Below are 21,640 nucleotides of genomic sequence, written 5' to 3' on the forward strand. Positions count from 1 at the left end.
GATAATATCTTGAAATAATTAAACCGAAAGTCACTTTAAAACTGCCGAAAGTATTCCATAATACCTAAATGTTCTGTATACTTAAACCACTATTTAAAATACAAGTTTTAACTTGTTTTTAACTTCCAGCCAATAGACTAAAGAAAACGGCGGAAGAGGTGGGGGCACCATGAGAACTGTTCTGGGATTCAACACAGCAGGGAAGGAGGAAGAGCCAACCATGAGAACGATTTTGGTAACGGGCGGGCACGGCTTTTTAGGTTCGCGCTTTATCCATGAACTCTTGATCAAATACCCGGCGTACCAGGTGGTGGCGATCGACGTGGAAGCGGAGAACGTGCCGGAACTGGTACGGCCGTTATTTGCGAGCAAGCGCTATTCTTTCCATCAACTCGATATCCGCAATAGCGACGCGGTCGAGCAGGTATTCGAACAATACGAAATTACGGACGTCGTCCATTTTGCGGCGAAAACGCATGTCGGCGAGTCATTGAGAAATCCGGGGATCTTTGCGGAGACCAATGTGCTCGGCACGTTCCACGTGCTCGATACAGCGCGCAAGCAATGGATGGACGGCCCGTTCGAGATGAAAGAGCGCTACCAAGGCTCGCGCTTTTTGCACATCTCGACAGACCAAGTCTATGGGCCGCGCGAACATGGGTTTGCAGATGAGACGATGAAATACGATCCGATCAGCCCGTATGCGGCGAGCAAGGCGAGTTCGGATTTGATGGTGACCGGGTTCCACGAAAGCTACGGAATGGATGCGGTCGTTCTGCAGGCGTCGAATGTCTTCGGCCCGCATCAGCAAGACGATAAGCTCATCCCGATCATTCTGCGAAAAGCCCTATCCGGCGGCGTCATTCCCGTCTATTCAGGTGGCGAAGATGTCCACGACTGGGTTTCGGTCCATGATTTCTGGCGGGCGGCGGATACCATCTTCCACTTAGGGGATGCAGGGGAAACGTATCTCGCGGGTGGCAATGCGCCACTTAAGACAATAGAAATCGTCGAGAAAATCTGCGAATCACTCGATCGTCATTTCCCGGGAAATGAATCGTATCAAAACCAGATCCGCTTTGTTGAACCGGCAACAGGCGCGAAACCGCCTCATCGCTTTGCGGTCTCTGCCGATAAGTTGAAACAGCAATTCGATTTCGAACCCGAGACGGCGTTCGACCAAGGCATCAAGGAAACAATCGATTGGACGCTTTCGAAAAAGCGCCTATGGGAAGTTGTATAACACGTAAACCACATGACAGTTGCCACGAGGTGTCCCATGATTCCATTTGAAACGTTTGATAAACAAGAGAACAACAGGACGGGCGGGCAGATCCGAAAAATCGCCCTCGTCCATAAACATATGAAAGCGGGCGGTGTCGAAGCGCTCATCGTGCGGATGGCCCGCTGGCTGGCGGAAAACGGCTTTCGCGTCAGCCTCTATCTCTATAGCAGCGGCGGGCCCCTTCTGAAACATCTCCAACAGATCGACGGGCTCGAAATCATCGTCCGGGATAACGGCAAAGAACCGACGCTCGATTTGTCGGTATTGAACCAGCTCGTGCGGTCCGATCAATACGACCTGGTCTATTCCTTCAGTCCATCGGGCTTGCTGTTGTCGTATGCGATGCCGGCAAAAGTGCGGTTATCAGGCGTCTATCAGCCCGAGATGTACAAGCTCGAGCGCAATAAAAAAATCATCCGTGCGCTGAAGGCGATCGATAAAGAGTTCCATCAAAAACTCGTCTTCATGAATCCGACGGTGCGGCGCTATACGGAACGGGCGCTTGGGACGGAACTGCCGGAACAGTTCATGCCGCCGCCTGTCGAACTGGGCGCACAAACCCAACAGCTCGGCAGCCCGAATTCGAGGCGCATCGTCTCGGTCGGGGCCATCCAAGCTTTCACGACGCATTACGCGCAAGTGATCGAGTTGATGGAAGAACTCATCCAGATCGATCCGGAATTCACGTACCATATCTTCGGTGAAGGGCCGGACGAAGCGCGCCTCCGGAAAAGCATCGCGGAATCCGAAGCGCGCGACCATATCTTCCTCCATCCGATGCCGCGGAGCGGCGCGATCGAAGACGTGCTGCAGGACTGTTTTTGCTTTATCGGCTCCGGTGCGGTGATGATCCAAGCGTGCGGATTAGGAGTGCCGGGGATCACGTCGCGGGCGAATGATGCTGAAGCTTTGTCGGAAGGCTATTTTCATGAATTGCCGCCTTACGAAGTGGGGGAATCCTACTGGGAAGCGCCGGAGACGTATGAAATCGGCGAGCTCGTGAAAAATCTGCTGGTGTCGGAAAACGCCTACCGAAAAGTGGCGGAGCGCTGCAAGCATAAAGCGCGGAAATTCGAGATTGATGCGGTGATGACGGACTTCATCGAGCTAGCGAACCGCCAGTTGCCTGGGGGAGGAAAAAAGTAACGGATCATCATCATAAGTAATTTGTCTGAAAGTTCTTTCAAAAATGTCGGTGTTATGGACATTTGATGGAAACGGAAATTTTTTATCGCCAGTTTGTGCCCTTTGGTCTAGGAATCGTGCAAATCCTGCTGTATACTCAAATTAGATGATACAGGAAGGGACTCCAGTCTCTACCTGAATAAGCAGAAAGCAGGTGGAGCAGGATGGATTTTGCTGAATACCAACACCGCTTAGAGAAAAAGCACGGGGAACCGATCGAACAAATCATGCGAACCGTCTACATCGACAAAGATTTGGGTCCTGGAACAGGTGCCCAGGAACTCGGGATCCCGAGGCAAGCATTTATGCATTTTGTCCATGAATTCAATTTGAAAGCGGAAAAACTCGAACGGCTCTAAACGCTGCAAATCCCGGGAATCGGGTTTGCAGCTTTTTCATTGCCTGGATAACCGTGACAGAAAACTGTCTCAAAAGGGACTTAAGCCTAGATGGACAGGGACGAAATGCACCGATGAGATTCGAAATTACATGAAAAAGTGAAAAATATAGGAATTAATGTGTAAAAAGGGCTAGTCAAATCAGGTAAAAAGAAATATAATGAATACATATTACAAATAAAGAGAGAATTCGGTTCGGGGGAACTGGAAGTTGAAGGGGGTTGATTGGCAATGACTGACTTCGAAGAGCTAAAAGCACAGTTAGAGGCTAAACACCAAAAAGAGATTGGGTCAATCATCAGCGATCTCTATATCGGAAAAGATTTAGGGCCGGCAGTAGGGGCGAAAGAATTAGGGATCCCGCGCCGCGCGTTCGTCTACTTTGTTCAACAATGCGGCCTGCAATCCGCAAAGTACGAGCTAATCAAAAAAAAAGCGCTGAGCTCCATTAGCTTAGCAGCCGCCGCCTTCTGAGGCGGTTTTTTTGTGCTTTTAAGTAATGGGGCCGAACTATCATCTGAATTGTCAAACCGGTGCTAAAGCCGGTTTGTTAGGATAAAAGAAAGGAGGTTGCCTATGATTAAGCTGCTGTTATACGCACCGTTTGCCATCGTGCTCGGGTTGGTTATTTGGGCTAGGCTGGAGTTCATAGAAGTCTATATTGCGTTAGGGATCATCGCGCTTAGCTACATACCGAACATCAGGCGGGCACTGTATAAGCCGGTGCTGGTGAAAAGAAAAGCGAAAGCAGCTATATGGTCAGCTGTCGGACCGAACCTTGTCTGGTGGCTGTTATATCTGGCTAGCGGGCCCATGATCTCGCACATGACATATGCAGATTACATGTTCGGGGTTTACATTTTCCTCGCATTTTTATTCGGCAATTTCGTCTACGGCCTGCCGGTATCGCTCGTATCCGACTGGGCGACTGCAGGCGCCGGTAAATGGCGTTTTGTGCTGGCGTTCGTCATACATATGGGCTTCGCGTTCGCCTCTTACTTTTTCCTTGATGGTTTTGCCTTCTTCGCGGTGATTTCAGCCTTTGCATTTTTCTTGATCGATGAGCTGTTAAGGAAGCGGAGCAAGTCTGTAGGGGAAGCCGCCCTTCAGATGAACGAGCTTAACACCTATTCATCATGGCGGATTGAATAAGTTTCGTGAACGATAGCAATGAAGCGCTGATCAGCCATAGGAAAAGTAAAAAAGCACTCAAAGTTCGCATACAATCTTAAATGAAATTCCCAAGCAGTCCCGCGCCACGGGTGAAGCGAAGCGATAAGACAAGTGCTCTTCTTGGCTTATCGCGGGAGCTCAACCCAAAGCGGGCACTGCGGTTCGTCCAAGCGAAGCTCAAGGTAGAACGGCTCACTATACCTAAAAAAAGACAGCTGCACGAATGGCTAACCGGCCAGTGCAGCTGTCTTTTTGTTATTCCTGTGTCTCTTCCAATTCCAGATGCTCTTTCAACGTGGACTGGATCTCCGCGAGTTCCGCATCGTCCATCATGTAGTACCAGATGCCGTTGATGGTTTCGCCGTAGCCGTCTTCAACGATCATCTGGTCGACATTAGTGACGGCGTCCTGGTAATTGCGCTGGACGTCGACCATCTCGTCGAATGTCATGTTCGTGCGGACGTTTTGCCCGAGCGCGTCAAAGATGTCTTTGTAGTTCCACAGGCTATTGATGGAAGCACCTTTTTTCATGATGCCTTGGATGACTTGTTTCTGGCGGTCCTGTCGGCCGAAGTCGCCGCGCGGGTCTTGTTTGCGCATTTGGACGTAATCGAGAGCTTGTTCGCCGTTCAAGTGGATCTCGCCTTGAGCGAAATTGTCGAACGCCATCGGGTTGTTCACATCGACACCATCTACTGCGTCGACGATATCCTCAAAACCTTCCATATTCACTTGCACGACGTAATCGATCGGGATATCGAGCAAGTTCTCGGTCGTGTTCATCGACATTTCAATGCCGCCGAATGCATAGGCATGGTTGATCTTGTCCGTCGTGCCGCGCCCGACGATTTCAGTGTAGGTGTCGCGCGGGATGGACACCATTTTCGTCGACTGCGTTTCCGGGTTGACGGTCATGACGACCATCGTGTCCGAGCGGCCGCGGTCGTCTTCGCGTTCGTCGACGCCAAGCAACAGGACAGAGAATGGGTCTTGCTGGTCGAACTCGATGATTTCGGTCCGTTCGACGGAAGGCTGTTCGCGTTCGACAGGTTCGTGCATCGTGTCGATGGTGTTGGTGAAATTCGAGTAGACGCTATAGACATAGATGCCGCCAGCGATGATTGCCAAAAGCAATGCGATGAGCACGTACTTGGGCCATTTGCGTTTCTTCTTCATATCGATCCTCCGTTAGTTTGCGATAAAATAATTGCTCAATTCGGTTGCCCAAGTTTCAGCGCCCTTGTCATTAGGGACGGCGTCTTCGGTCAAATGTTCCTTCAACGCGACATCATCCGTATCCGGCCATGCATCCCAATGCTCGATGTAAGGGTAGCTGTAAAGATTGGCGAATTCCTCGAGTGCCTGGACTTGCGAACGGTAGAATCCGGCACCGTAGATCGGCTGCGGCGCATGCAAGACGACTAGCGCATCAGGATTTTCCTCTTCCAGACGGATCGAGAAATCCTCGACATGCTTGCGTTCGTCTTCAATGGAGATACGGTCATTATTCATAAGTGTCATGGGTTCCAATAACACCAAATCGTAAGCCGCATCCAAGTCTACATATTGAAGATCATAAGAGGTTCCCTCGATCGCCTGGATGGTTACGTCGATGGTTTCCCCGTAAGCTTCTTCAAGGGAAGTCTTCAAGCGTTCCGCGTATCCCGGGTCACCTGACTCGAGTGCTTCGGATCCCGCGATCAATAATTTCAGCGTTTCGCCTTCGGAACTTTTTTTGATGAACAGCTTCTGGACTTGTTCGTCCATATTGGCGATCAGATCGCTGTTCACAGATTCGCCACTTTTTTCTTCGATTTGGGTGTTTTCGGTTTCGCTAGTGGTGTTTTTGCTCTCGGTGCTCGCTTCAGCGTTTGTGCCGGCAGCTCCTTGCAATTTGTCCTGCCAGGATAAGTAAGAATAGACAAGGATTCCTAGGCAGATAAGGACTGCCACGAGCCCACCTAATTTATACAATTTCATACTTTACTCCTTTCAATAAAAGCCATTTCTATAAATTAAAGATAGCATAAATCCATCCTTGTTCCTATATAACTTTTTAAAATTGGAAGTCCAAATGATATATTCCTGTGATATACTGTCTTATGTTGTTTAAATTTGTCTATTAATTAAATTGAAATCATAGAAGGAGCCTTTTACTACATGGAAGAGACGATTAGCTTACAGGATTTATTCAAGACATTGAAGAAGAACATCGGAATCATTGCCCTGACGACCATCTTGGCGATCACCATTGCAGGAGCGGTTTCGTTCTTGTTCCTGACACCGATTTATGAGAACTCGACACAGATCCTCGTCAACCAGGAACAAACCGAAGCAGCGCAGCTGACGAACCAAAACATCCAGACCGACTTGCAGCTCATCAATACTTATTCGGTCATCATTAAAAGCCCGGCTATCCTCGATCAAGTCATCGAGCAGATGAACTTGGATATGAGCGCTGAAGCTTTGACTCAAAAGATTACAGTAAATACAGCAGAAAACTCTCAAGTGGTGAACGTCGTCGTACGTGACGAAGACCCAGCACAAGCCGTTGAAATCGCCAACACGACAGCGGAAGTATTTGAAAATGATGTTAAAGAACTGATGAACGTCGATAACGTATCGATTCTATCGCCTGCCGTATTGAAAGAAAACCCGAGCCCGGTCGAGCCGAATCCTATCCTTAACATGGCAATCGCAGCGGTTGTCGGATTGATGCTAGGCGTCGGGATCGCGTTCTTGCGTGAATACCTCGATACATCGATGAAGACTGAACAAGACATTGAAGACATTCTTGGAGTTCCGCTACTAGGTGTGATTTCACCGATTAAAGAAAAAGCAGAACTTGAAACAACAACGAGCAATCGCAGAAAGGCGGCGGAATTGAATGGCTAAGAAAAAACAGAGTTTGCAAGCAACTGCACGGAAAGTCGTTACGCACACAACGCCTCGCTCGGTCGTCTCTGAACAATTCCGTACCTTGCGTACGAACGTCAATTTTGCATCCCCTGATCAGGAACTGCGTTCAATTGTGGTTACTTCAGCAGCGCCAGGAGAAGGAAAGTCGACAACTTCTGCCAACCTAGCGACTGTATTCGCGCAAGAAGGAAAGACAGTCTTGTTGGTAGATGGTGATATGCGGAAACCAACAACTCACTATACGTTCCACATGCCGAATACAATCGGCTTATCAAACGTCTTGACACGTCAAGCAACCGTGGAAGACGCAATTCGTCCGACGACGATTGAACGTCTAGATTTGATGACATGCGGACCGATTCCGCCGAACCCGGCAGAGCTATTGGCATCCAACGCAATGGGTATGCTTATCTCTGACTTGAAGAAACGATATGACGTCGTGATTTTTGACGCCCCACCTGTATTGTCTGTAACGGACGGACAGGTACTTGCGAATAAATGCGACGGAGCCATTTTGGTTGTCAATTCCGGAAGTACAGAAAAAGAAATGGCCGCTAAAGCCAAAGAAGCAATCGAAGCGTCCAATAGCAAATTGATCGGCGCCGTATTGAACAATTTTGAGCTGGCAAAAGACAGCTATTATTACCAATACTACGGCAATGCTGAGTAAAAGGAGGGTTCCCTCCTTTTGCTTTTTCTTTTAAATGCTATAGCCAATTTTTTCAAAGAAAGAATAAGAGATAGCCATATTTGACAGATTTCTACCTTAAAACGAATACATAGAGAACGCTTATAGAGAAATGAACACCTGGACATGAGAAATGATTGCCTAGCAACAGGAGGGAACCAAACATGATCGATACGCACTCACATATTTTACCTGCACTTGATGACGGCGCAGAAACGATGGAACACACGAAACGGTTACTCGATATGGCGGTCAATGAACAACTGACCGGCATTATCGCGACACCGCACGGCCACCACCCGAACTTCAAGACGGACATCGCAGCACTTCATGTGCAATTAAAAGCAGTGAAAGACTATGTAAAAGAAGCGCAATTACCGCTTGAAATCTATAGCGGTCAGGAATGCCGCTTATCGGATAAATTGCCCCAGCGTCTCGCGACGGGTGAAGCATTGACCTTGGCAGAATCGCGCTACGTCTTATTGGAGCTGCCTTCATCCGGCATCCCGGCTTACACTGTGCCAGTCATCCAGCAATTGATCACTTCCGGCTACATCCCGATCATCGCACACGCAGAGCGCAACCAAGGCATCATCCAAAAGCCTGAGCGCTTGAAGAAGCTTTTGATTCATGGTGCCATGGCGCAAGTAACGGCTGGATCACTCGCCGGAAGCTTCGGCAAGAGTATCCAAAAGACGGCGCTTCAGCTGGTCGATGCCAATATGATCCATGTATACGGTTCGGATGTGCACAGTGAAGATGTGCGGCCGTTCCATTTCAATGCGGGGCTCGACGTGCTCGAGAAAAAGAACCGTCACCAGATGATTGACATCCTGCTCGAGAACAATGACCGTATCCTCCTGGACCAGGACTTGTACGTTCTTGAGCCACAAGACATAGAAAAGAGCAAATGGTGGAATATCTTTGCTTAAAACATAATAATTTAGTATGAATTTTACATTTATGCTCTATCTTTACTGTAAAAGTCATGTTAAAATTAGCAACAGATTTCCAGCACTTGTGTAAAAAGTAACGCCTCGTGAAAGGATGGACCCGCATGTCCCTGAAAAACAGAATGTCTTTACTCATAGTAATCGATTCGCTAATCGTCTTTTTCTCTATTTTCGTCGGCTACTACATCCTCTACCCTTATGTAGATATCTTCCAGAACCAATTCCTCTTAGCCAGCGCGTTAACCATCTTTATCGCTCATCATGTTTTTGCCATGTACTTCGGACTTTACCGAAAAGTATGGGAATATGCCTCAATTGGTGAACTTTCTTCTATTGTAAAAGCAGTAACTTTATCAGTATTAGCGGTTGGACTGGTTCAACTGCTAGTTCGTGAGGACATTTTAGTCCGAGCTCTTGCCATAACATGGATGCTCCACGTGCTATTGATCGGCGGATCTCGCCTTTCTTGGCGGATGATGCGTGGTCGAGCTTTCAAGTTGAAATCTTCAAATCAGGAACTTAAGCGCACAATGATCGTAGGTGCTGGAAAAGCCGGCACGCTTGTCGCGCGGCAGCTGTTGAACAATCCTGAAAATGGATTTTTGCCAGTCTTGTTTGTCGATGATGATAAGAATAAACATGGTTTAGACATTTATGATGTACGAGTGGTGCATGGTCAGACAAAAGATATTGACTCTATTGCAAAAGATAATGCCATTGAACGGATTATCCTAGCTATTCCGTCACTTACCAAGCAAGAATCAGCAGAATTAATCAAACATTGTATGGATACTGGGATTAAGACACAAACCATCCCTCTCATCGAAGATGTGATGACTGGTAAAGTCTCTGTTACCGATATTCAAGATGTAAAAATTGAAGATCTTCTTGGCCGTGAAGAAGTAAAGCTCGATATGAACATGATTGCTGACCAGTTGACTGGAAAAACAATTTTGGTAACTGGCGCAGGGGGATCGATTGGGTCTGAAATTTGCCGCCAAATCTCTCGCTTTGGCCCAAAACAGCTCCTTTTACTAGGTCATGGCGAGAACTCTATTTACTTAATTGATATGGAGCTGCGGAAAGCTATCGGAAATGAAACGGAGATTATTCCTTTAATTGCCGATATCCAAGACCGGGAACGTATTATAGCAATCTTGGATGAATACAAGCCAGATGTTGTGTATCATGCTGCAGCACATAAACATGTTCCTTTAATGGAAGGAAATCCAATGGAAGCTGTGAAGAATAATATTTACGGCACTAAGAATGTAGCAGAAGCATCTCATATGGCTGGAGTGAAGAACTTCGTTATGGTCTCTACTGACAAAGCGGTCACCCCCCCTAACGTGATGGGAGCATCGAAACGTTTTGCGGAGATGATTGTGCAGAATCTGGCGAAGCGGAGTGAGACGAAGTTTGCGGCAGTACGATTCGGGAATGTGCTGGGATCACGGGGGTCGGTTATCCCGCTGTTCAAAAAGCAGATTGCTGCAGGCGGCCCTGTAACTGTGACGGATATGAGAATGACAAGATACTTTATGACGATACCGGAAGCATCACGCCTTGTAATTCAGGCAGGGACTCTTGCGGAAGGCGGAGAAGTTTTCGTGCTGGATATGGGCGAACCTGTAAAGATTGTTGATCTTGCGAAGAACTTGATTCGGTTGTCTGGATATGCGGAAGGCGAAATCGAAATTAAGGAAACGGGCATGCGTCCTGGTGAGAAGCTGTTTGAGGAGCTTTTGAATGAGGATGAGATTCAGAGCGAGATGGTGTTTCCGAAGATTTATATTGGGAAGGCCAACCCGGCTGCAGAGCTGGAGTTGCTGTATTTGATGGAGAAGCTTGGTGAGATGGACAGTTTGGAGCTTCGGGATGTATTGGTGGATTTGGCTAATAGGAAGAATGTTGAGAGTTCTAAGTTATTGGTTGGAAGCAGTAAGTAAAAGAAAATGTAAAAGCAGAAAGGGGAACTGAAAGTGTTCTCAATGGCCAAAAGGATTGTAGATTTTTCTTTATCGTTATTTATTCTTATTTGTTTATCCGTGGTCTTTCTCATTTTATGTTTAATCATTAAAATAGATTCACCTGGCCCGATTCTGTTTAAACAAAAGCGCATCGGCAAAGGCAAGAAAGAGTTCCATATTCTGAAGTTCAGAACGATGAAAATTGATGCACCAAATGATATGCCTACTCATATGCTGGATAAGCCGGACGCATACATAACTCGAGTGGGCAAATTCCTGCGTAAAACAAGTTTGGATGAGCTTCCTCAGTTGGTGAATATTTTAAAAGGTGAAATGAGCATTGTAGGGCCAAGACCTGCTTTATGGAATCAGGAGGATCTGATTGCGGAGCGGGACAAGTATAAGGCGAATGATGTTCTTCCAGGACTGACTGGTTGGGCACAAGTTAACGGCAGAGATGAATTGCCGATTGATGTGAAAGCCAAGCTGGATGGATATTATGTGGAGAAGAGGAATCCGTTTTTGGATTCGGAGATTTTTGTTAAGACGGTTTTTGGGGTTTTAAGAAGTGATGGGGTTAAAGAAGGAAAGTAAGTCTGTACAAAATTGATTCCGCTATTTCTTGTCTTTCACTAGGTGAGAAAAAAGAAGGAGAAGGAGTAAATATTAATGAAAAAGGTTTTAGTTACAGGAGCAGCAGGTTTTATAGGGTCACATCTTTCAAAAAGGCTGTTAGCTGATGGATTTAAAGTTATTGGAATTGATAACTTGAACGATTATTATGATGTGAACTTAAAACTTTCTAGATTAGAGCCAATTAAAGAAAATGAAAATTTTAAATTTGAAAAAATATCACTTGAAGATAAAGAAAGTATGGAAAATCTTTTTTCTAAATACAAACCCGAAATTGTTGTCAATTTAGCTGCACAAGCAGGCGTAAGGTATAGCTTGGAAAACCCGCATGCTTATATTGAGGCAAATATAGTTGGGTTTACGAACATTTTAGAAGGTGCGAGACATAACCAAGTCGAGCATTTAATTTATGCATCTTCTAGTTCTGTTTATGGAGCCAACACTAGCCTTCCTTTTTCTGTTCATGATAATGTGGATCATCCTATGAGTTTATATGCAGCAACAAAGAAAGCAAATGAATTAATGGCGCATACATATAGTCAGCTATACAATATTCCGACCACAGGCTTACGATTCTTCACAGTGTATGGCCCATGGGGCAGACCGGATATGGCGTTATTTATGTTTACGAAAAACATCATTGAAGGCAAAGAAATCAATGTTTTTAATAATGGTGAAATGATGAGAGATTTTACATACGTAGATGATATTGTAGAGTCTATTAGAAGACTAGTCGAAAAACCGGCAATAGCAAATCCAGAGTGGACAGGAAAAAATCCTGATCCAGGTACAAGCTACGCGCCATACAAAATTTATAATATAGGTAATAATAGTCCGGTCAACTTAATGGAGTTTATTGAAGCGATTGAAGAAAAAGTTGGAAAAAATGCAATCAAAAACTACATGCCTCTTCAAGATGGGGATGTTCCCGCAACTTATGCGGATGTAGCGGATCTTTATAGAGATATAAATTTCCAACCTAAAACAAATATTAAAGACGGTGTAGGCAAATTTATCGACTGGTATGTCGAATATTATGGAGTGAGATTATAATGGATAGAAAAATCGGTGTAGTAGGACTTGGATATGTAGGATTACCTGTGGCAGTGGCTTTTGGAAAAAAACATCAAATTGTGGGATTTGATATTAATGAGAACCGTATTTCTACATTAATTAATGGAACTGATTATACTAATGAAGTAACTGCTGAAGAATTAAAAGCGGCAACAATAGAATTTACATCAAATCCCGAAAAATTAAAAGAAGCGGATTTTTTGATTGTTGCAGTACCAACTCCAATTAATGAGCATAACCAGCCCGATTTAACTCCACTAGTTAAAGCGTCTGAGACAGTTGGTAAGAACTTATCTGAGGGAACAATTGTTGTTTTTGAATCTACAGTATATCCGGGAGCTACAGAAGAAGTATGTGTACCTGTGCTTGAAAAATTCTCAGGGTTAGAATGCGGAAAGGATTTCTTTGTAGGTTATTCTCCTGAACGAATCAATCCTGGTGATAAAGAGCACACATTTACAACGATTACCAAAGTAGTTTCCGGACAAACTCAGGAAGTGCTTGAAGTTGTGGCAGATACATACTCTAGCGTAGTTAAAGCTGGTGTACATAAAGCAAGTTCAATTAAAGTTGCAGAAGCAGCAAAGGTAATTGAAAATACACAGCGTGACGTAAACATCGCTTTAATGAATGAACTGGCATTGATTTTCGATCGTCTTGATATTGATACTTCTGAAGTGTTGGAGGCAGCGGGAACGAAATGGAACTTCCTTAAATTTTCTCCTGGCTTAGTTGGAGGTCATTGTATCGGAGTAGATCCTTATTATTTAACTCATAAGGCTCAAGCTGTTGGTTACCAACCGGATGTAATTCTAGCTGGTAGACGTATAAACGACGATCTTGGGAAGTATATTGCGAGAACTTTAGTTAAGAAACTTATTAAGCAAGGAATTGGCGTGCAAGGAGCCAATGTCACAGTTTTAGGACTAACATTTAAAGAAAATGTGCCAGATTTGCGAAATTCAAAAGTTATTGACGTAATACGTGAACTCCAAGAATTTGATGTAACTGTTAATGTTACAGATGCTGAAGCAGAAAGTGCTGAAGCAATGAGAGAATATGGAATAAATTTAATCGATATAGCTAAAATAGAGCCAGCTGACGCAGTTATATTTGCTGTACCACATCAGGAATATCTTGATGGTGGGTGGGAATTCATAAAAAACTTGCTTAAAAATGAATCCGGAACCTTAGTTGATGTAAAAAGTTCTTTGAAGAAAGACGAAAAACCTGAATCAATTGAGTTGTGGAGATTATAAAAAGAGTTTGTCAATAAGGGGAAGTAAAAATTTATGATATTAATAACAGGATTTACTGGTAATACTGGGACGTTGGTTTTAAAAAAACTATCAACAATTATAGATACGAATGAAATTGTTGGCGTTTCTAGAACACCGGTACAGGATAATGCATATAATATCAAGGTCTTTGTTGGAGATTTAAATAATGCTAACTCTTTAAATGAATTGTTTGAAAAGTATCCTATTAAGTCAATAATCCACATTGCTAATATAAGGTATTCTCCTTCTTTACTAATTAAAGCAAATGAGTACGGAGTTGAAAAAGTTGTTCTGATTCATACAACAGGAGTCTATTCTAAATACAGAAGCTATAGTTCTTTGTATGAACGAATAGAGAAAGAGATATTGAATAATACTTATCCGAATACAAATTTTATTATATTACGTCCGACTATGATATATGGAAATCATCGTGATCATAATATGCATAAGTTAATTAAGTTTATAAATAGAAGTCCTATTTTTCCAGTCTTCGGAGATGGTTCTGCTCTAATGCAACCAGTACATGTAGATGACTTAGCAACTGCCACAGTGGCAGCTCACCAATCGGATGGTCTATATAATGAAGATTTCGATTTATCAGGTGGGAGCGTGGTTACATACAACGATGTAATCACTGCTATAAGAGATGGTTTAGGTAAGAAAACGAAATTAATTTATATTCCAATTAAGCTTGCGATTTTCGGTGCCGAAGTATCAAGTAGGATTATGCCTAAACCCATAATTTCTGTAGAGCAGGTTAAACGCTTGCAAGAAGATAAAGCTTATTCTAATGAGAAAGCTAGAAACTTATTAAAATATAGCCCAAGAACTTTTAATGAAGGAATAATCCAAGAAATAAATCTACTAAGAGAAAAAGGAATAGTTAAATGAAGATATTACAGGTTACTGCTGTAGATTTTACCGTGAAAAAGTTTTTATTACCTTTAGTTGATGAATTAGATAACAAAGATTATGAGGTTCATATAGCGTGCAATGTGAATGAGATTGGTGAAGATCTTAGGAATAAAGGCTATGCTATTAAACACATACCTTTTTCAAGAGATATAAACGTTTTTAATCATTTTAAATCATTGATAAAAATGGTCACCTTAATTCGAAAAGAGAAATACGATATTATCCATTCTCATACACCTGTTGCTAGTTTGATTACAAGATTGGCTGCAAAAATAACTAATGTTCCTTTGAATGTGTATACTGCACATGGATTTTATTTTCATGAGAATATGAAGCCATTTGTTTACAAGATGACTTATTCTCTGGAAAAAATTTGGGGTAAGTATCTTACTGACTATATATTTTTCCAGAGCAAAGAAGATTACGAACTAGCACTTCAAAAAAAATTCAATAAGCCAGATAGATTAGTGCATATAAACAACGGTGTATCAGGTAACAAATTTAATCCTCTGGATTATGACAGAAATATAATACGTAGAGAGCTAAATGTAGAAGGAAAAAAAGTAATTTTGTTTATAGGAAGATTGGTAAAAGAAAAGGGGATTCGTGAATTACTCGCAGCTTTTGAAATTCTTTCTTCTAAACATAGTGACTTAGCACTTCTGTTAGTTGGAGGAGGGGTCACAGGGGATAGAGATGGACTCTCTCCTCAAGCAATAGTTGATAAAATGTCTAGTTCTGTGAGACAAGATATTCATTTGTTAGGCCTAAGAGATGATATACCTAAAATATTAGCAGCTTCTGACGTATTTACCCTTCCCTCTTATAGGGAAGGGTTACCTCGATCGATTATTGAAGCGATGGCTATGGGGAAACCCATTGTTGCTACTGATATTCGAGGATGTAGAGAAGAAGTTTTTGATGGGTTTAATGGCTATCTATGTAGGGACAGAGATGTAGATTCATTAGTAAGTGCATTAGAAAGATTGCTAACAAACGATGATAAGTTAAATGATTACGGGAAACAATCTCGAAGTATATTTTTAGAAGAATTTGAGGAACAAAAAGTTTTGGATAGACAGCTAAGAGTATTTGAAAATTTTAAAATTAACAAAAAATAAAAACTAATAATAATTATCCTATAATCTTTACTTGTTTTAAGACCTATTCGGCATATTATTAAATCTTGAGAAATACTAAATATAATTAATGGATTCATGACTTCAACGCATATAGATATGTTAGTTGTTTTGATTGATTAAAGGATTGAACAAATTATGAAGAAAAAGAAAGTTTTGTTTATAGCACCAAATCTGCACCATGGAGGTGCAGAAGCAGTGCTTATAAAATTAATAAATAATATTAATCTTAATTTATTTGAAGTGAAACTTGTACTATTTAAAAAACAGGGAGATCATTTATCAAAAATAGGAAAAAAAGTGGAGGTAGTTGATTTACAATCTACTAATACATTGTTATCAATCCCTAAACTGGTCCAAACAATAAGAGAAGAAGAACCGGATTATGTATTTTCTATTATAGGACACATTAATTTAATTATGGCATTCTTAAAAGTTATGTTTTTTAAAGAAATTAAGTTCATTGGAAGAGAAAATGTAGTATATAGCGAATGGTTGTATAAAGAGAAAACTCCTAAAAAAATAATAATGAATATATTATACAAAATACTATTAAAAAAACTAGATGTTGTTGTTGTGCAATCAAAATTTATGGCAGAAGAGATTAAAAAATATTTTAAAGTGAATGAAAAAAATATAATTATTATTAAAAATCCAATTGAAAATGATAAGATACACCAGCTTTCGTTAGAAACGGAACTTTCAAATTGGAATAGTGACAAGAAAAATTTAGTAGCAGTAGGAAGGATTGAAAGTGTAAAGAATTTCCCAGCAATGATTGATATATTAGAAGAGCTTCCAGAAGCTTACCATTTAAACATATTAGGAGACGGCAAAGAAAAAGAGAATCTGTTGTCGTATATTTCAAGTAAAAAAATGAGTCATAGAGTAACACTTCATGGTTATGTCACTAATCCGTATAAATTTATAAAAGCTTCAGAGTTATTACTATTGACATCCCACAGAGAATCTTCTCCAAATGTAGTTATCGAAGCAAATGCTTGTGGAGTCTATGTAATTTCCTACGATATGCCAGGGGGAATAAGGGAGATGATAACTCAGAATATAAATGGTTCTTTAATTCCTTTAGGAGAAAAAGAACGCTTTGCGAAAGAAGTTTTAAAAAAGACGGAAAAAGTAAATCGAGAAAAATTAAAAGTTCATAGCAAGAAGTTTTCTATAGAAAACTTTATGGAGAAAATATATAGTATTATATAAATAATCCAATTTGGTAAATATTACACCAAAAGCTACAATTATAATGCTCGGTTTTTAACTTCAAAAAATAGCGTTAAATTATATAAGAGTATAGATAGCTTTCGCATATTTAGCAGCTTATCTTTCTTTATAATAGGCATAAACCATTTATCTATTAATTGCTAGATATGACAAAGTAAGTTAGCTATAGAATTTAAAAAGTAATTTAGTTTTAAACTTTTTATTCCTAGTGCCAAAACTCCTTTGAATATTCAGGCTCTAAAACTACAAGTTTGACTCAAATATAAACAATGATTTCTAGTTTAAGAAATGGATTTAGATTTTAGATTTCATGATTTTTCTCTTGACTTTTATATACTAAATTTCATTTGTTTACAATGAAAATTCATTTAACATAGTAGCTTTTTATGTTACTAGTGGAGGGATCTAATTGAGAGGATTATTAAAAATCTACAAAGCTAAAAATTTCACAAAGAAAAATATTAAGGTTGGTAAAAATACAAGAATACTTACATCTTTTAACAACTTTGGTTCAGAACCTTACTTAATTGAAATTGGCGATAATTGTACTATCACTTCGGGTGTTAAATTTATTAATCACGATGCTTCAATAGAAGTTGCGTTAAATTTTCATAACATACCAAGGATAAAAGAAGGTTTTAAAAAAGAATTGATGGGAAGAATTGTTGTTAAAAATAATTGTATGATAGGGGTCAATAGTATTATCATGCCTGGAGTTACTATAGGCCCTAACAGTATTGTTGGAGCAGGATCAGTTGTTACGAAAGATGTGCCAGAAGGATGGATAGTTGGAGGGAACCCAGCGAAAAAAATAGGAGAAATAGAAAGTTTTGCAAATAAGATTAAGCAAAGTATTATTGAATTGCCCGTCACTAAAGACATAAATAAAAGAAAGCAAAGTATTTTAAAAAATTTTATGTAATACATTAAAGTCACTAGGAGAAGTTTGGTGTGAGTAACAGAATTAAAAGTAAATTAAACAATAAAAATAATAATTTCTTCAAGAACCTATTGATATTAATTAGTGGAAGTACACTTGCTCAATTGATTACTATATTAATTTCGCCAATTCTTACAAGAATTTATAGTCCAGAAGAATTTGGCGAGTTTGCTATTTTTATGGCGATCATTAGTATATTGACGGTTGTAATTACATTAAGATTTGAAATTGCAATTATTTCACCACAAAAAGATGAAGATGCGGCAAGTATTTTATACCTGTCTATATTTTTAACATCTATAATTAGTTGTATTATTTTCATTGCATTAATAATTTTAAATAAATTACAACTTATTAATTTTTGGACTAGTAATGCATCTGTTTATATTTTCCTTATACCTTTCTCTATGTTGCTATTAGGTACATATAATTCATTAAGATACTGGAATATCAGAAAACAAAATTATTTTAGAACGACTCGCTCACAATTAGGAAATTCTGTCTCGACAAATATTTCTCAAGTGACAATTGGTTTTTTAAATATTTTACAGTCTGGATTGGTTTTAGGTAAAGTAATAGGATTAATAGTATCGGGGTTTATAATTGGTTTACAATTTTTGAAAGAAGATTACAGATTCACAAAGAAGTTTATTAACTTTATAGACATAAAAAGAAACTTTATAAATTATTATCAGTATCCTTTGTATAATGTTCCTCAAGCCCTTCTAAATTCACTATCTATCAATTTGATTCCTATCTTAATAGGAATTTTATATAATTCTATGATTGTTGGAGTATACGCTTTAACAATCCGAGTGCTTTTTGTTCCGGTTGGGATAGTAGGCAATGCCTTTAAAGACGTTTTCTTTCAAAGAGCTACTGAGCTAAATAATAAAAAGATCGATTTGGAATTATTTTATAAAAAGTCTTTACTCACGTTGACGTTTATATTTGTGCCTTTTTCGTTAGTGTTCTTAGTATGGGGCCCTCAGATTTTTAGTACCTTATTTGGAGAAGAGTGGACAGAAGCTGGAGAAATCTCTAGATGGGTATCTATATGGGTTATATTTATTATGATTTCTCGCCCGGCTGTCGCTCTAATCCAGATATTTGGAAAACAAGGATTAAATTTAAAAATAGAATTAGTTAGTTCAATCTTAAAGATTTCTTTTTTCATAATTGTATCTTTAATCACACACAGCCTCATGTTAAGTTTAATTTCCCTCATTTTCATAAACGTTTTACAGTATCTAACTATTATTTATATAGGGTTTGTAGAAATTAAAAATACTAGGAATATGAATTCAACTTCACTTTAAATAAGTCATAAAATTTTTTAGAAGAAAGGTATAATTAATGGGTATATATTCTACAGTAATTGCATTTGCTCTAGGTTTTATGATTGTGTTCAACGAAATTTTTAGGAAGAAAAACAGTAACAAGCATATTGAAATTTTGACAATGGTAAACGTTATTTATCTTTTAAGTTTTTCTATTGTTCCAATATTAGTATATTTTTATTTTGAAAATCTGCATATTTGGACTCAAAAAAATGATATTAATGAAATATATTATTTATATGGATCTTTCATTTCGCTTATAGTCTATCTTCTGATTATTTTAGCTTATTCTTTTTCCTTGAAATTAAGTGTAAAACCCTTAAATTTAGTTGAAGATCAAAAGAAAAATTTTTCTTTTGCAATATCTTTATACTTTGTAGGATTCTTTTTTTTAATCTTATTTATTCAAGGAGTAGGAGGATTTTCAAATTTCCTTGAAACAAACACCTTATATAGAAGTGGAGATATTGAAGTTAGTTCAGTTGCCTTTGCACGAAATTTATCGATGTTTATTCCAGTTGCAAGCCATATTTTTTATTATAATTTAATAAAAAACAGAAATTATATCTTTTCTTTCCAATTACTTATGACTATTTTAAGCTTTCTAACAAGTTTGCTTATCTATTATAATCGTGCGGGTAGATTGTCTTTGCTTATCTATCTAGCTACTTTTTTTGTAATTTATAATTTAGTTACTAAAAGGAATATAAAAAAGTACCTTCTTATATTCTCGCCAATAATTCTTTGGTTTATTATGTATGGAAAATCAATATATAACATTTTTTTTCAAAACAATCGCCCTATAATAAATAGGGAGTTTAGTTTAGAAATTATTTTGAGTGAGTTTGTTTTTCCTTTTTATACTCTTGCAAATACTTTAAAGTATCCGTTTTTTAATGATTCACCTAGGCTTTTTGTTGATTTTATAATAGCTTTTGTTAATTTACTACCTTCAGCTCTTATTCCATTCGATGTGCCTAAAAACGTAACACAATTAAATACAGAATCTTTTGGTGATATTTCTGGTATACCGATAGATATGATTTCTCTTGGATATCATAGTTTTGGTCTTGCTGGAGTGATTCTCATTACAATATGCTTTGGTATTTTAATTGGATATGTTCAAAGGAAATTTTCACTTAAAGAAGTAAACATTACTATAGTTTTTTATGCACATTTTTTATTCTTTCTTCCATTAAGAATCCCTTATGCAGAACCTACTAATTTTTTGAAAGGAAATTTTGCGCTTCTAATTAGCTTTTTATTATTATTGTTATTGTATAAAGGGAGGCACATTAATAAATTATAATAGCAAATGTCTGTTGTCCTAGTATAGGAAGCACCAAATAGGCTCTTTCCATCAGCAAATCACTCTTCGTTGAAAAATTGATTATATATGTTACTTGCATGTCGGAAAGGTCAAATATAAGAATCGCAAGTTTTTTAAGTTCGGCTTTCGCCAGGCATGGGAGGCAATATGTCATCTTTATACAACAGAAAAAAAGATGAAGTTGGAGATTAATAAAAAGAATAGAAATGCTGCCGATTGTAAATAAATCGAATATCCACAATACATAGTTGAAGAAACTATTGCTTGGTGTATTGAAGATATAATCATTGTAACAGGTAAAGGAAAGCGAGCAATTGAAGATCATTTCGACCATGCTTTTGAACAGGAAAATATTTTGATACAAAAAGGCAAGTTCGATGTATTGAATTCAGTCATGCAAACTTCTAAAGTAGAAATTCATTATATTGGTCAAAATCAGCCTTTAGGATGCGGTCATGCAATTTGGTCAGCCCTTAAATTTATCTGTGATGAGCCATTTGCCGTTTTACTCGGCGACGACATTGTTGAAAACGAAGAACCTGGTTTGCTTCAGTTGATAAAACAGCATGAGGAAATCGGTAAAAATGTCATTGGAGGTAAACAAGTATCTGATGAGATACGCAGCGCTATGGAATTATCGATCTAGTGACTGTTGACGGCAAATTGATTAAAGTTAACAAATTCTTAGAAAAACCGGCTGCAGGAATGCCTCCTTCGAATTACGCCATCATGGGCCGCTATGTCCTTACACAGGAAATCTTTGATTTTCTGGGTGAACATCAATTAGGTGCTAGTGGAGAAATTCAATTAACTGATGCGATTCAGAAATTTAATGAAACTCAATCATTATATGCTTATGAATTTGATGGCCGGCGATTTGATGTTGGAGAGAAGTTTGGATTTATAGAGACGACGATTGAGTTTGCTTTGAAGCGTCCTGAATTGAGAGATCAGTTGTTGAAGTTGTTTGAGAAGAAGATTCAGGAGTCGTATTCATATAAGAAGTAAAAAATTTAGGATAACTAGAATTAGTTATCCTTTTTTGGTTAACAGAGTTATTCTTTTAGTAACTAAAAATTCATATAACTTAAGATAATCGGTTTTGAAAGGGTATAAAAATATTTACAACATCTTTAAAATTTTAATACAATAATAGCTACTAAAGGAGATCTAATG

20 protein-coding genes and 1 pseudogene are annotated in these 21,640 nt (G+C 39.4%); 19 read left to right on the forward strand and 2 right to left on the reverse strand.

What is annotated here, in order from left to right; genetic code table 11:
- The first annotated feature begins 220 nt into the window (after window positions 1–220).
- From DP119_RS02905 to DP119_RS02925, 5 genes are all read left to right on the forward strand, one after another.
- Window positions 221–1,243 carry a dTDP-glucose 4,6-dehydratase gene (locus tag DP119_RS02905; RefSeq protein WP_167399174.1) on the forward strand — a complete coding sequence of 341 codons (1,023 nt, stop codon included), beginning with the start codon at window positions 221–223 and terminating at the stop codon, window positions 1,241–1,243.
- A 36-nt stretch (window positions 1,244–1,279) separates the two neighbouring features.
- A complete protein-coding gene (locus tag DP119_RS02910) occupies window positions 1,280–2,431 on the forward strand; it encodes a glycosyltransferase (RefSeq protein ID WP_167399175.1) in 1,152 nt (383 codons plus the stop codon).
- Between the two features lie 203 nt (window positions 2,432–2,634).
- A complete protein-coding gene (locus tag DP119_RS02915) occupies window positions 2,635–2,829 on the forward strand; it encodes a hypothetical protein (protein ID WP_112230671.1) in 195 nt (64 codons plus the stop codon).
- 270 nt (window positions 2,830–3,099) lie between these two features.
- Complete coding sequence (locus DP119_RS02920) at window positions 3,100–3,342, forward strand: hypothetical protein (RefSeq protein ID WP_112230673.1); 243 nt, start codon at window positions 3,100–3,102, stop codon at window positions 3,340–3,342.
- Between the two features lie 102 nt (window positions 3,343–3,444).
- On the forward strand, window positions 3,445–4,020 hold the full coding sequence (locus DP119_RS02925) for a hypothetical protein (protein WP_112230675.1): 576 nt from the start codon (window positions 3,445–3,447) through the stop codon (window positions 4,018–4,020).
- Window positions 4,021–4,296: 276 nt separating this feature from the next.
- Here the strand turns inward: DP119_RS02925 and DP119_RS02930 are convergent, their stop codons facing one another.
- Together DP119_RS02930 and DP119_RS02935 are read right to left on the reverse strand one after the other, a co-directional pair.
- Window positions 4,297–5,217 (reverse strand): LCP family glycopolymer transferase, encoded by a 921-nt coding sequence (locus DP119_RS02930; protein ID WP_112230677.1) that lies wholly within the window; start codon window positions 5,215–5,217, stop codon window positions 4,297–4,299.
- A 12-nt stretch (window positions 5,218–5,229) separates the two neighbouring features.
- Window positions 5,230–6,021 (reverse strand): SGNH/GDSL hydrolase family protein, encoded by a 792-nt coding sequence (locus DP119_RS02935; protein ID WP_112230679.1) that lies wholly within the window; start codon window positions 6,019–6,021, stop codon window positions 5,230–5,232.
- A 180-nt stretch (window positions 6,022–6,201) separates the two neighbouring features.
- Between DP119_RS02935 and DP119_RS02940 the strand changes: the two genes are divergently transcribed.
- From DP119_RS02940 to DP119_RS03005, 14 genes and pseudogenes are all read left to right on the forward strand, one after another.
- Complete coding sequence (locus DP119_RS02940; protein WP_112230681.1) at window positions 6,202–6,936, forward strand: YveK family protein; 735 nt, start codon at window positions 6,202–6,204, stop codon at window positions 6,934–6,936.
- Entirely contained in the window at window positions 6,929–7,630 is a 702-nt protein-coding gene (locus tag DP119_RS02945; protein ID WP_112230683.1) for a CpsD/CapB family tyrosine-protein kinase, read from the forward strand. The genes DP119_RS02940 and DP119_RS02945 overlap by 8 nt, the downstream gene beginning before the upstream one ends.
- Window positions 7,631–7,812: 182 nt before the next feature.
- Window positions 7,813–8,580: a tyrosine-protein phosphatase gene (locus DP119_RS02950; protein WP_112230685.1), complete on the forward strand. Its 768-nt coding sequence runs from the start codon at window positions 7,813–7,815 to the stop codon at window positions 8,578–8,580.
- A gap of 125 nt (window positions 8,581–8,705) precedes the next feature.
- A complete protein-coding gene (locus DP119_RS02955) occupies window positions 8,706–10,550 on the forward strand; it encodes a polysaccharide biosynthesis protein (protein ID WP_112230687.1) in 1,845 nt (614 codons plus the stop codon).
- Window positions 10,551–10,592: 42 nt separating this feature from the next.
- Window positions 10,593–11,165 (forward strand): sugar transferase, encoded by a 573-nt coding sequence (locus tag DP119_RS02960; RefSeq protein ID WP_112231920.1) that lies wholly within the window; start codon window positions 10,593–10,595, stop codon window positions 11,163–11,165.
- Between the two features lie 75 nt (window positions 11,166–11,240).
- Window positions 11,241–12,257, forward strand: coding sequence for an NAD-dependent epimerase (locus tag DP119_RS02965; protein WP_112230689.1), 1,017 nt, complete (start codon window positions 11,241–11,243; stop codon window positions 12,255–12,257).
- Window positions 12,257–13,537: a nucleotide sugar dehydrogenase gene (locus DP119_RS02970; protein ID WP_112230691.1), complete on the forward strand. Its 1,281-nt coding sequence runs from the start codon at window positions 12,257–12,259 to the stop codon at window positions 13,535–13,537. The genes DP119_RS02965 and DP119_RS02970 overlap by 1 nt, the downstream gene beginning before the upstream one ends.
- Window positions 13,538–13,570: 33 nt before the next feature.
- A complete protein-coding gene (locus DP119_RS02975; RefSeq protein WP_112230693.1) occupies window positions 13,571–14,452 on the forward strand; it encodes an NAD-dependent epimerase/dehydratase family protein in 882 nt (293 codons plus the stop codon).
- Complete coding sequence (locus DP119_RS02980) at window positions 14,449–15,597, forward strand: glycosyltransferase family 4 protein (RefSeq protein ID WP_112230695.1); 1,149 nt, start codon at window positions 14,449–14,451, stop codon at window positions 15,595–15,597. Before DP119_RS02975 ends, DP119_RS02980 begins: the two co-directional genes overlap by 4 nt.
- A gap of 156 nt (window positions 15,598–15,753) precedes the next feature.
- Window positions 15,754–16,833, forward strand: coding sequence for a glycosyltransferase (locus DP119_RS02985; protein WP_112230697.1), 1,080 nt, complete (start codon window positions 15,754–15,756; stop codon window positions 16,831–16,833).
- A 430-nt stretch (window positions 16,834–17,263) separates the two neighbouring features.
- Window positions 17,264–17,776 (forward strand): acyltransferase, encoded by a 513-nt coding sequence (locus tag DP119_RS02990; RefSeq protein ID WP_112230699.1) that lies wholly within the window; start codon window positions 17,264–17,266, stop codon window positions 17,774–17,776.
- Between the two features lie 29 nt (window positions 17,777–17,805).
- On the forward strand, window positions 17,806–19,113 hold the full coding sequence (locus DP119_RS02995) for a lipopolysaccharide biosynthesis protein (protein WP_112230701.1): 1,308 nt from the start codon (window positions 17,806–17,808) through the stop codon (window positions 19,111–19,113).
- Window positions 19,114–19,198: 85 nt separating this feature from the next.
- On the forward strand, window positions 19,199–20,443 hold the full coding sequence (locus DP119_RS03000; protein WP_167399176.1) for an O-antigen polymerase: 1,245 nt from the start codon (window positions 19,199–19,201) through the stop codon (window positions 20,441–20,443).
- Between the two features lie 224 nt (window positions 20,444–20,667).
- Window positions 20,668–21,472, forward strand: a pseudogene (locus DP119_RS03005) (UTP--glucose-1-phosphate uridylyltransferase); the annotation flags it as partial.
- Between the last annotated feature and the right edge of the window lie 168 nt (window positions 21,473–21,640).

This window comes from Planococcus maitriensis, from assembly GCF_003289925.1.
GTDB classification, from domain to species: Bacteria; Bacillota; Bacilli; order Bacillales_A; family Planococcaceae; genus Planococcus; species Planococcus maitriensis.